Source organism: Salipiger sp. (assembly GCF_048261495.1).
Lineage (GTDB): Bacteria > Pseudomonadota > Alphaproteobacteria > Rhodobacterales > Rhodobacteraceae > Salipiger.
On record NZ_JBLXFX010000009.1, the window covers coordinates 36,528 to 48,437 of the forward strand.

The 11,910-nt window shown below is 67.1% G+C and carries 10 protein-coding genes; 6 read left to right on the forward strand and 4 right to left on the reverse strand.

Annotation, left to right across the window (positions count from 1 at the left end):
- The first annotated feature begins 168 nt into the window (after positions 1–168).
- The 4 genes from ACN0RJ_RS17535 to ACN0RJ_RS17550 all read left to right on the forward strand — a co-directional run bounded on the left by ACN0RJ_RS17535 (position 169) and on the right by ACN0RJ_RS17550 (position 4,454).
- Positions 169–1,719, forward strand: coding sequence for a pentapeptide repeat-containing protein (locus ACN0RJ_RS17535; RefSeq protein WP_417725058.1), 1,551 nt, complete (start codon positions 169–171; stop codon positions 1,717–1,719).
- A complete protein-coding gene (locus ACN0RJ_RS17540; protein ID WP_417725059.1) occupies positions 1,716–2,384 on the forward strand; it encodes a trypsin-like serine peptidase in 669 nt (222 codons plus the stop codon). Before ACN0RJ_RS17535 ends, ACN0RJ_RS17540 begins: the two co-directional genes overlap by 4 nt.
- A 74-nt stretch (positions 2,385–2,458) precedes the next feature.
- Complete coding sequence (gene serS, locus ACN0RJ_RS17545; protein ID WP_417725060.1) at positions 2,459–3,751, forward strand: serine--tRNA ligase; 1,293 nt, start codon at positions 2,459–2,461, stop codon at positions 3,749–3,751.
- A gap of 1 nt (position 3,752) precedes the next feature.
- Positions 3,753–4,454: a hypothetical protein gene (locus ACN0RJ_RS17550; protein WP_417721480.1), complete on the forward strand. Its 702-nt coding sequence runs from the start codon at positions 3,753–3,755 to the stop codon at positions 4,452–4,454.
- A gap of 255 nt (positions 4,455–4,709) precedes the next feature.
- Here ACN0RJ_RS17550 and ACN0RJ_RS17555 read toward each other — a convergent pair whose 3' ends face one another.
- From ACN0RJ_RS17555 to ACN0RJ_RS17565, 3 genes are all read right to left on the reverse strand, one after another.
- Positions 4,710–7,064 carry a TRAP transporter large permease gene (locus tag ACN0RJ_RS17555; RefSeq protein ID WP_417725061.1) on the reverse strand — a complete coding sequence of 785 codons (2,355 nt, stop codon included), beginning with the start codon at positions 7,062–7,064 and terminating at the stop codon, positions 4,710–4,712.
- A 14-nt stretch (positions 7,065–7,078) separates the two neighbouring features.
- Entirely contained in the window at positions 7,079–8,014 is a 936-nt protein-coding gene (locus ACN0RJ_RS17560) for a TRAP transporter small permease subunit (RefSeq protein WP_417721478.1), read from the reverse strand.
- Positions 8,015–8,134: 120 nt separating this feature from the next.
- Positions 8,135–9,220, reverse strand: coding sequence for a TRAP transporter substrate-binding protein (locus ACN0RJ_RS17565; protein ID WP_417721477.1), 1,086 nt, complete (start codon positions 9,218–9,220; stop codon positions 8,135–8,137).
- 226 nt (positions 9,221–9,446) lie between these two features.
- On the opposite strand from ACN0RJ_RS17565, the gene ACN0RJ_RS17570 reads away from it, so the two are divergent.
- Together ACN0RJ_RS17570 and ACN0RJ_RS17575 are read left to right on the forward strand one after the other, a co-directional pair.
- A complete protein-coding gene (locus ACN0RJ_RS17570; RefSeq protein ID WP_417725062.1) occupies positions 9,447–10,868 on the forward strand; it encodes a cache domain-containing protein in 1,422 nt (473 codons plus the stop codon).
- Entirely contained in the window at positions 10,865–11,509 is a 645-nt protein-coding gene (locus ACN0RJ_RS17575; RefSeq protein WP_417721475.1) for a response regulator transcription factor, read from the forward strand. The genes ACN0RJ_RS17570 and ACN0RJ_RS17575 overlap by 4 nt, the downstream gene beginning before the upstream one ends.
- Before the next feature lie 9 nt (positions 11,510–11,518).
- Here the strand turns inward: ACN0RJ_RS17575 and ACN0RJ_RS17580 are convergent, their stop codons facing one another.
- On the reverse strand, positions 11,519–11,722 hold the full coding sequence (locus ACN0RJ_RS17580) for a hypothetical protein (protein WP_417721474.1): 204 nt from the start codon (positions 11,720–11,722) through the stop codon (positions 11,519–11,521).
- Positions 11,723–11,910: the final 188 nt, after the last annotated feature.

An 11,910-nucleotide genomic window follows, 5' to 3' on the forward strand; every position in this document is an offset into this window, starting at 1 on the left:
GGGCTCCTTGTCAGATGGCGGGACACCCCCGCAAAATTTGGGCGATACCTATGTGGGAACGTCCCGCGATGCAAGGCGCGCGGAGCCCCTGATGCGAGCGTTCACGCCAGATTGCCGTCCCGTCACGCCCCGCCTAAGCTGTCCACCGGGTAACGAGGGGCCGGGGTCATGGAAACGATCGTCACACTGCCGTTTCCGCCGCGGATGGTCGGCGGGGTCGTCACCCTTGTCGGGCTGGCGCTGGCGACCCTCCTTGTCTACGCCCTGCTGTCGGGCGGCCCGCACCCGCGCGGCAAGGGCCGGGTGCAGCGGCAACTGGGGCTCGACGACGTTTCTCCTGGCGTGTTCCTCATCGCCGCGATTGCCTGGGGGGTGTTGGCCGCGGTGTTGTTCTACGGGCTGCTGGCCCTCGTCCTCGACGTGCTCTGGCACCCCATGGCCGAACACGCGCCCTCTCCCGTCAGCCGCTTCCTGAGCGGGCTGTCCGGTGAGGCCGCCAGCGAAAAATGGGATTTCCGCTTCCGGCTGGCCCAGATGGCCGCGCTCGCCGGTGTTCTGGGCGCGGTCGTCGCGCTGCCGTTGACGCTGAACCGCCTGCGCCTCACCCGTGAAAGCAACGAGACCGCGAGGGAGGCGCTGTTCAACCAGAAGATCACCGAGGCGGCGGCGGACCTACACGCCCAGCGGCAGGTTACGAAATATGTCCTGGACGACAAGGCCCCGTTCAACGGATGGGAAGATGACGTGGCCCGCCGCAATGCCGCCATCGACCGGCTCGAAGGTCTGGTGCGAGAACGCAGCGAAACCGCGCCGGACAAGGCCACGGCTGAACGGGTCGCCCGGCTTCTGAGCGTCTATCTGCGCGAATTGTCGCGGGAGCATCCGGCGAAACGGTATGTCCGGATTGATGTGCTGGATCTGATGCACCCCTCCGACGACTCGGCCCCTATGACGGAAGAAGAGGCGCTGCAGACGCTGGGCGTGTCGCCGGACGAAGCCTATACCGAGGCCCTGAGAGATTGGGCGCAGACATTGGAGCCTGCCCGATCCGACATGCAGAACGCCGCGCAAACACTCGGGCGCCTGACAAAAACCTGCGGACTTGCGGAAAATACCCTCCCCATCGACCTGCGGAAGACAAACCTTCAGGGGTTCGATCTGTCCGGACTGGATTTTCGCAAAGCGCACCTCGCCGAGGCGCAGTTGCAGGGGGCGTACCTCGGTGGGGCGCGGTTGGACGGGGCAGATTTCGGATCGGCGCAGTTGCAGGGGGCGTACCTCGGTGGGGCGCGGTTGGACGGGGCAAATTTCGGATCGGCGCAGTTGCAGGGGGCACACCTCGGGGGCGCGCAGTTGCAGGGGGCACACCTCGGGCAGGCGCGGTTGGAGGGGGCGTACCTCGGGTGGGCGCAGTTGCAGGGGGCGGACCTTTGGTGCGTGCGATTGCAGGGAGCGGACCTCCGGGGGGCGCGGTTGGACGAATTGACAGACCTCAGCGACGCGACGCTTCGAGGTGCCTCGCTGCGATACGTGGATGATCTCACGGCAAAACAATTGAGGCCGTTCTGGCCGGACATCTTCGCCGATGGATCGGTCCCGGTTCCCGAACTGGATCGCCCGGCCCATTGGGCACATGAAAAACGGACAGCAAAGGAATTCAAGGAGGCATGGCGCGCCTGGCAGCGCTCCATCGGCATGGACCCGGACGACCCGCAATGATCCTGCGTGCGCTCGCCCTCCTACTCTCTACCTTCCCCGCCGCCGCGCAGGACATGCCCGCGATGCCGCTCGGGGAGCACGCCGACTGGCAGGCAGTGGGGCGGGTGAATACCGGGGGCTACAGCAGCCGGGCCACCTGCACCGGCACGCTGATCGCACCCGCGCTGGTGCTGACCGCCGCCCATTGCGTTGCAGGCAAGGACGGTCTGCCGGTCAATGCCGCGCGGCTGCATTTCGTCGCGGGCTGGCTCGGGGGGGAGTACGCCGGGGAGGCCGGGGTCGAGGCGTTCGAGGTCCACCCCGCCGCCTACACCACCCTCAGCCTCGATTTCACCCATGACATGGCGCTTCTCACCCTCGACCGCCCGCTGAGCGTTCCGCCGCTGCCGCTGGTCACGCCGGGCGAAACCTCCGGCGGTCCGTTCGGCATCGTCGGCTATCAGAACACCCACCCCAACCGGCTGCGCGCGCGGTTCGACTGCACGGGCGGGCCGGTGCAGGGCATGGTGCGGGTGAACTGCCCGGTGCGGAACGGGAATTCCGGCTCTCCGCTGCTGGTCGGGACGTCCGGGGGCTGGGCCGTGGCGGGGGTCGTCAGTGCCAGCATCGCGGGCGGCGCCCTTGCCGTGCCGGTGGACGAATGGCTCCGCGGCCACCTCGACTGAGGCCTGCCCCTACACACGCGGCGCGAAACCGGGCATAACGCGCTCGAATCGTACCAAAAGCAAGGATCAGGACGATGCACGATATCCGCGCCATCCGCGACAACCCCGCCGCCTTCGATGCGGCGCTGTCTCGCCGCGGTGCGGAGGCGCTGTCGTCGTCCGTTCTCGAACTCGACGAGGCGCGGCGGGGCGCCATCCACGCCGCCGAGACCGCGCAGGCCGAACAGAACAAGGCCTCCAAGGAGGTCGGCCGCGCCAAGGCCTCCGGCGACGAGGCGGAGTTCGAACGCCTGCGCGCGCTGGTCGCCGAGAAGAAGGCCGAGGTCGCCGAGATGCAGGGCAGGGCCAAGGAACTGGACGCCCGGCTGACCGAGCTTCTGATGGGTGTGCCGAACCTGCCCTACGACGACACGCCCGAGGGCGCGGACGAGGCCGACAATGTCGAGATCCACCGCTGGGGCACGCCCGCCAGCTTCGATTTCGCGCCGAAGGAGCACTACCAGCTCGACGGCGTGCGCCGGGGCATGGACTTCGAAACCGCCGCCAAGCTCTCCGGCGCGCGCTTCGTCGTGCTGCAGGGCGCGGTCGCGCGCATCCACCGGGCGCTGGCGCAGTTCATGCTGGACACCCACGTCACCGACAACGGCCTGACCGAGACCTGGACCCCGGTTCTCGTGCGCGAGGAGATGATGCTCGGCACCGGGCAGCTTCCGAAGTTCGGCGAGGACAGCTACCAGACCACCAACGGTTGGTGGCTGGTGCCCACCGCAGAGGTGACGCTGACCAACATCGTGAACGGGCTGACCGTCGAGCAGGATAGCCTGCCCCGCCGCTACGTGGCGCATACGCAATGTTTCCGCTCCGAGGCGGGCAGCGCCGGGCGCGACACGGCGGGGATGCTGCGCCAGCACCAGTTCGAAAAGGTCGAGATGGTCTCGATCACCCACCCCGACAGCTCCCGCGAGGAGCTCGACCGGATGACCGGCTGCGCGCAGGGCATCCTGGAACGGCTCGGGCTGGCCTACCGGACCGTCGTGCTCTGCACCGGCGACATGGGTTTCGGCGCGCGCCGGACCCACGACATCGAGGTCTGGCTGCCCGGTCAGAACGCCTACCGCGAGATCAGCTCGGTATCGGTCTGCGGCGATTTCCAGGCCCGCCGGATGAACGCGCGGTTCAAGCCCTCCGAGGGCGGAAAGCCGGAATACGTGCACACGCTCAACGGCTCGGGCCTTGCGGTCGGGCGCTGCCTGATCGCGGTGCTTGAAAATGGCCAGCAGGCGGATGGATCCGTCGTGCTGCCCGATGCGTTGCACCCCTGGATGGGGGGCAGGACCACGCTCACCGCGGATGGGGAACTGATCTGACATGAAGGCGCTCTGGGCGATAGCGGTGCTTCTCGCGGCGACGGCCTTTGCCGCCTCTCCCCTCCTGGTGCCCGGGTTCGGCGGGTTCGACCCGCAGGCCTTTCCGGTGCCGCAGGTCGAACCGGCGGTGCAGCCCGCGGGCTATGCCTTTTCGATCTGGGGGCTGATCTACCTGTGGCTGATCGTCGGCGCGATCTTCGGCCTGCTGAAGCGCAGCGACGACGGCGACTGGCAGGCCCATCGCCCGCCCTTGCTGCTGTCGCTGGTGGTGGGGGCCTCCTGGCTGCCGGTGGCGCAGATTTCGCCCGTCGCCGCCACGGTCCTCATCTGGCTGATGTTGGGCGCCGCGCTGCTGGCGCTGTTCCGGGTCGGCGACATGGACCGCTGGTTCCAGCAGGCCCCCGTCGCGGTCTATGCGGGCTGGCTGACGGCGGCCTCCTGCGTTTCGGTCGGCCTGATGCTGGGCGGCTACGGCTGGCTGCCGGAAACACCCGCCGCGCTGGTGGCGCTGGTCCTGGCGCTGGCGATCTCGCTGGTGGTGCAATACCGCCTGCACCGCGCGCCGCTTTACGGGATCACGGTGATCTGGGCGCTGATCGCGATCATCGTGGCCAATTCCAGCCCGCTCAACATCGCGGTGTCTGGCCTGGCACTGATCGGCATCCTCGCGATCCTCGCGCTGCGCGGGACCGACACCGAATAGCTTTCGACCATCGCCGACCCGGCGGACGGGCCAGCGCGGCCCTGACGGGCTGTGCCCGCGCGTCGCTACCGCTTGGCGCAGGGGAATGGCCCGCGCCCAGCCCTGTGTCCTGCCCTGTCCTGTCCGGCCCTGCCCTGCGGGCGATGATCGGCCACGCCGGCGGGCTTGCCACTCCCCTGCCCGCGCACCAGCCCCCGGAAACGAAAAAGGAGCGGACCCGGCGGGCCCGCTCCTTTCATTTCCGTCGATCCGCGATCAGTTCGGGATCAGGTCCGGGACGATGGTAACGATACCAGGCAGGAACCACAGGATCCCCAGACCGAAGATCTGGATCAGCACGAAGGGGATCACGCCGCGGTAGATATGGCCTGTCGTGACGCTCGCCGGGGCGACACCGCGCAGGTAGAACAGCGCGAAGCCGAAGGGCGGGGTCAGGAACGAGGTCTGCAGGTTCACCGCGATCATGATGGTCACCCACTTGGGATCGAAGGAACCGCCGTAGATCACCGGGCCGACGATGGGCACCACGATGTAGATGATCTCGAGGAAGTCCAGAACGAAGCCCAGCACGAAGAGCACCAGCATCACGATCAGGAAGACCTTGTGCTCGTCATCGAAGCTTTTCAGGAAATCCTGGATGTAGTGTTCCCCGCCGAAGGAGATCACCACGAGGTTCAGAAGCTGCGAGGCGATGAGAATGGTGAACACCATGCTCGTCACCTTGGCCGTCTCCCGCACGGCGGGCGACAGCACCCCGGCCTTCAGCAGCACCCAGCAGGCATAGAGCAGCCCGAACAGCGCGAAGAGATAGGCGGCATGGGCCAGCATGAAGGCGATCCAGGTCTCGGCGCTGACACGCTCCGAGGTGATGCGCAGGTCGAAGTTGATCCCCATGAGAATCATGATGACCGTCGCGAAGGTCGCCCAGAGGATGATCCGCGGGGACCGTCCGTCTTCGCCGAGCTTGCGGAACGCGGCGAGCATGATCGCCCCTGCCGCACCCAGCGCCGCCGCCGGGGTCGGGTTGGTGATCCCGCCGAGGATCGAGCCCAGGACCGCGACGATCAGCACCAGCGGCGGAAAGACCACGCGGATGAGATCGTTGGCCGAGAGCCGTTTCGCCGCGATGCCCGCACCCCAGAGCGCGATGCCCCAGGGGATCAGCATCAGGATCACGGTCACCAGCGGCGAGGTCGAGGGCGCGATCAGGAACGCGTCGACCAGCAGCCCGAGCACCAGCCCGCCCGCACCGATCAGCAGCGGTCGCGGGTCGGACGAGGGCGACACGCCCCGCGCCGCGGCCAGCACGATGCCGAGGATCACCGCGATCACCGCGATGCCGATGCCGATGGGGGCGGCGTTGGCCTCCTTGAGGGCGCGGGCCTCGACCAGTTCCTCGTCGTTGAGCTGGTGGCTCTGGACCACGCCGCCGGCCTCGTCGATGGCCTTCTGCTCGGCCACCGCACGGTCCCAGGCCCGTTGGCCGTGGAGGTCGATCATCGAGGCCTGGCATTCGGCCGAGACGTTGGTGCGCAGGCTGGCCGACTGACCGGCATCGGTGAAGCGGTCGACCCGGATCGACTGCGAGCCGACGACGCCGACTTCCGCCGCGCCGATGGTGGCGACGATCAGCAGGATCGGCACGAAGAGATACCAGGTTAGCGCCTCGCCGCGGGTCACGGGTTCGCCCGTGGTTTCCCCGAGCTGCACCGGCGGCGCCTTGCTCGGGTTGAACATCGCGAAGCCGAAGGCATAGGCGGCATAGAGCACCGCCAGCAGGATGCCCGGCAGCATCGCCGCCTGGAACAGCGTGCCGACCGACACCACCGCCGGTTCGCCCAGCAGGGTCAGCGCGTCGGTACAACCGGCAAGCTGGGCGCGATCCTCCTGCGCGGCGGCGTAGAGGTCGCCCGCAAGCGTGCCGAGGAGCACGATCACGATGGACGGCGGGATGATCTGCCCCAGCGTCCCCGAGGCCGCGATGACCCCGGTCGCCAGTTCCGGCGAATAGTTGTTGCGCAGCATGGTCGGCAGCGCCAGCAGACCCATCGTCACCACCGTCGCGCCGACGATCCCTGTCGAGGCGGCAAGGAAGGCCCCCACCACCACGATCGACACGGCAAGGCCGCCCGGCAGCGGGCCGAAGACCCGCGCCATGGTGGTCAGCAGGTCGTTGGCGATCTTGGACCGCTCCAGCACGATGCCCATCATCACGAACATCAGCACGGCGAGCAGCGTCTCGATGCTCTGCCCAGCGATCACCCGCTCGTTGATGCGGTTGACGATGAACGACACGTTCCGGTCGAGGGCGGTTTCCCAGCCCTGGGCGAACACCGGCTGGGCCAGCCGCGGCAGGTCCGGGTATCGGAAGATCGAGATCGCATCCTCGCGGATGCCGCTCGCCTTCAGGGCGTTGTAGGCCTCGGAGCCGGTGTCGATCGCCTGATGGACCAGCAGCCCGGCGGAATCGAGCGCCGCGATGATCCCGAAGGAGATGACCCCGGCGCCGCCGATGGCAAAGGCCACCGGAAAGCCCGACAGGATCGCGGAAAAGAGCGCGAGAAAGACGATGACCAGTCCGATCTCGACGCCATCAAGTCCGAATAGCATGGCTTGGTGTTCCTTCAGAATTCTGCGTGGTCGTAGGCTTCTTCGCCCGTCTCGACCACGTCGCGATCATGATACTTGCCTTCGCTCTCCGGCCCTTCCTTCCATTCCAGGTAGGAGCGCCAGAAGAAGCTGACGCCTTGGAGGAAGATCATGCCGCAGACGATGACGATCAGGATCTTGAAGAGGAAATAGGCGGTGAAGCCGTTCGGGCTGAAGCCGATGGTCTCGACGTTCCAGCGCAGCGCACGGGACTTGTTCAGCAGACGGTCGAGCGATTCCGAGGCCGAGGGGTTCGGCACGATCAGGTGGCGCCACAGGAAGAACCAGGCATAGAGCCAGATCAGCGTCGCCATCGGCAGCATGAAGATCAGCGAACCGACCATGTCGATGACCTTCTTGGTGTGGTATCTGGCCGGGGAATACAGCAGGTCGACCCGCACGTGGCCGCCCTGCACGAAGGTCCAGGCCAGGCAGAAGACCACGACGATGGCGTTGTAGAGCTTCAGTTCCTCGGACCACCAGGACATGTCGAAGGTCAGCGGGACGCCGAAGCCGAAGCTCATGTCGGGCCGGGCAAAGACCCGCTGGATGAAGATGATGACGACCTGCTGCAACACCATGAGCAGGCCCGCCCAGGCGGCGATGCGCCCGGCGGTGTTGGCAAAGCCTTCGAGCCCGCGCACCATCGCCCACATCACGTTGTTCTTCCACAGGCCGATGGCGGTCAGCACGAGGAAGGTGGTGAAGACGACGAAGAACAGCTCGCGCGAGCCGCCGTAGTAGACGAAGCGCATGATCGCTTCCTTGTCGCTCCAGTCGAGCCAGAGCGCGGGATGCGTCACCGCGTAAACGAGATTGTAGAACGAGAGGCCGATGTTCTGGATCAGCCACCAGATACCGCTGCCGATCGCCTCCAGGGCGCCCATGCCGCCGGACGTGTTCTCTTCCATGGCCCCCGCCGCTTTCCTGTTGTCTGGTCCGGTCCCCGGCCCGGCGTCAGGCGCCGGGCCGGAAAACCGTGGAAGGCCCCGCGCGCATCGCGGGGGCCTTCGGGTGTCGTGCGTGCCGGATCAGAGACCCATCACGCGGTTGCGCTGTGCGGTGAAGGTGCCTTCGGACCGGGCGATCCAGGTTGCCGAGGATTCCATCGAGGCCATGTAGCTGTCGTAGCACTTCTTGTAGAGCTCGTCGCCCATCGGCTCTTCGATGACTTCCTTGGCGGCGGCGCCGAAGGCATCCCAGACCGCGTCGGGGAATTCCATCAGCTTGACGCCCGAGGACTGCAGACGCTGCAGCGCGGCCGAGTTGTTGGCCATGAACAGCGACATGGTCCAGAGGTTGGACGCGCGGGTCACCTGCTCGACGATCTTCTGCTGCACCGGGTCCAGGCTCTCGAACACTTCGAGGTTCATGGTCAGGTTCAGGTTCGGCCCCGGCTCGTGGAAACCGCCGGTGTAGTAGGTCTTGGTGATTTCCTGGAAACCGGCCTTCTCGTCCGCCCAGGGACCGATCCACTCGGTGCCGTCGATCGCGCCGGAGGACAGCGCCTGGTACACTTCGCCGCCCGGAAGGTTCTGGACCGATGCGCCGAGCTTGCCGAGCACCTGGCCACCCTGCCCCGGCATCCGGAACTTGAGGCCCTGGAAGTCCTCGGGGCTGTTGATCTCCTTCGAGAACCAGCCGCCGGACTGCGGGCCGGTGTTGCCGGCCGGGAAGGCCTTGAGGCCGAAGATCGAGTAGAGCTCGTCGGACAGGTCCTGGCCGCCCTCGTGGTAGATCCAGTTGGCATATTCCATGAAGGTCATGCCGAAGGGCACCTGGCTGAAGAACGACAGCGCCGGGTGCTGGCCGAGGAAGTAGTAATCCACGCCGTGATACATGTCGGCCTGACCGGCGGACACGGCGTCGAACACCTCGAAGGCCCCGACGAGTTCGCCGGCTGCCTTCAGCTCGACGGTCAGCGCGCCATCGGTGGCCGCGGTGATCTGGTCGGCACAGTACTGCGCGCTGTCATGCACCCCGGCGAGGCCGCGGCCCCAGGTGGTGACCAGCGTCAGGGTGCGCTTGCCCTGCGCATAGGCCGGTGCTGCCAAGGCAGACGCGGCAGCAGTGGCCCCACCGACGGTGGTGGCCCTCAGAAAGGAACGACGATCCATGTAATCCTCCCATGGTATTGTTGCGCCGACCGCTCCCACAGCCGTCGCGGATCGTGAAGTGGGGCCACCCTATTCCCGGATCCTGCGCAATAAAATACCCAATGCCCCTGATAAACGCACGAAAATGACCCCCTCGCGGGCGATTTCCGCAGCGGCAGTCCGGCCATTGGCTTTGGCCGGGGGGATGGGACATGCTTCAATGCCGCCGAATCGCCGCCGGAGCTTCATGACCCGACATTTCGCCAGATTGCGCCTCAGCTACGGACAGAAACTCTTTGTTCTGGCCTCGGTCCCGCTGATCGTGGCCACGGCGGCCATCGCCTTTCTGGTGGCCTACCAGTCCCGCGCCATGGCCGAACGCGAGATCCGCGATCTCGAAACCCGGCTGATCGAGACCAAGAAGGACGAATTGCGCAATTACGTCACCCAGGCGCGCAACGGCTTCTATTTCATATACGGGGTTGCCGCGCCCGACGACGAGGCCGCCAAGACCGTGGTGGCGCAGATCCTCGCGGCGATGATCTACGGCGAGGACGGCTCCTTCTTCGTCTACGATTACGACGGCAACAACCTCGTCTCGCCCCGCCGGACCGAGCTGATCGGCCGCAACTGGGCCGGGATGACCGACAGCGAGGGCACGCCGGTCACCGACCGCCTGATCGAGATCGCGCGCCAGGGGTCGGGCTATCACAGCTATCTCTGGCCCAAGCCCTCGACCGGCGAGGAGGCCGAGATGATCACCTTCGTGATGGGCTTCCAGGACTGGCAATGGGCGGTGGGCACCGGCGTCTGGATCGACGACATCCTCGCCACCGTCGCCGCCTCGCGGGCCGAGGTGCAGGTGCGGGTGCGGCGGACCTTCTTCTATATCGGCGCCATCGCCCTGACCGCGCTGCTGGTGGTCTTCCTGTCGGGACTGATGATGAACCTGCGCGAACGCAGGCTGGCGGATGCCAAGCTCAAGGAGCTCACCCAGCGGGTGTTCGACGCCCAGGAGGAGGAACGCGGCCGCGTCGCGCGCGAATTGCACGACGGCATCAGCCAGATCCTCGTGGGGGTGAAATACGCGCTCGACGTGGCGCGGCGGCGGGTGTCGCAGGGCGATGCACGCGCGGCCGAAACCCTCGACCGCGGACTCGAGAACCTGTCCGGCGCGATCCAGGAGGTGCGGCGCATCAGCCGCGATCTGCGCCCCGGCGTGCTGGACGACCTCGGCCTCGGCCCGGCGCTGAAGGCGCTGACCGACGATTTCCGCCAGCGGACCGGCATCGAGACCCAGTTCGACACCGTGGTGTTCCGCAACCGCATCGACCAGGAGGGGCGGATCGCGCTCTACCGCATCGCGCAAGAGGCGCTGACCAATGTCGAACGCCACGCCGGCGCGACCGAGGTCGCCATGGACCTGCGCGGACACCGCCGCGGCGCGACGCTGCGCATCAGCGACAACGGCCGGGGGCTGGACGAGAGCCGCCGCACCGCCCACCCCGGCATCGGCCTGCGCAACATGCAGGAGCGCATGGACCAGCTCGGCGGGGCGCTGCGCATCTTGTCGTCGCGCTCCGGCACCGTTATCGAAGCCCAGATCCCCCTGACCCACCTCCTGCCGCCCGAACCGGGGGGCGACCAGACCCCGAAAGTCCGCGCATGACAGACAGCCCCACCCGAGTCGTCGTGGTCGACGACCACCCGCTGGTCGCCGAGGGCATCGAGGCCATACTCGAGGGATATGACGACATCGACGTGCTGGCGACCCTGTCGGACGGACAGGAGATGATCGACCAGCTCGACACCCTGTCGCCCGACGTCATCATGATGGATCTCAACATGCCGGGGATCGGCGGGCTGTCGGCGACCGAAATGATCCTGGAAAGACGCCCCGCGACGCGGATCATCATGCTGTCGATGCACGATTCCCCGGAATACATCTCCTCCGCGCTGAGCCACGGCGCGCGGGGCTATGTCCTCAAGGACGTGCCGACCGACGAGATCAAGCGCGCCATCGACACGGTGATGCGCGGCGAGCGCTACCTCTGCAACGGTGCCGAGGGCGCGCTGCGGCCGATCCTGTCGGGCGGGCGCGAACAGCTCACCAACCGCGAGCAGACCATCCTGCTGCAACTCGCGCAGGGCAGGTCGAACAAGGAAGTGGCGCAGATCCTGGATATCTCCGTCCGCACGGTCGAAACCCACCGCAAGAACATCAAGCGCAAGCTCGGCATCAGCTCGACCGCGGGTCTGACCCGCTACGCGCTGGAGCACGGGGTGTTGCAGGGCAGCGGCCTGTCCTGAGACGCGGGTTCAGACCAGCGGACCGGGGGCGGCGACGCCCTCGTGCGCGCCGGTGAAGAAGGCCGGGAGCACGCGCGGCACCGTCACAGCTCCCGAAGCCTCGTCGCCCCTTGCCGCCTGCCACGATCCCAGAAGCTGCGTCAGCGCGATCAGCCCGACCAGCGCAACGGCCTTCGTCATGGTGAAATCGCGGGGCGGACGGCTGAGGGACATCGGAACTCTCCGGCGGTGAAAATGAACCTTCCGGTTCAGAATGCGCCCGGACCATGTTTCACGCAAGTCACGTTGCCGCGCGCACCGGCGTGAGCGCCCGGCGCCGCGACCGCGCGTGCAGGGCCACCCGCCCCCTTTTCCGCGACAGAATCGCGCGCCAGACGCGCCGTCGCGCCGCGCCCTCCCCG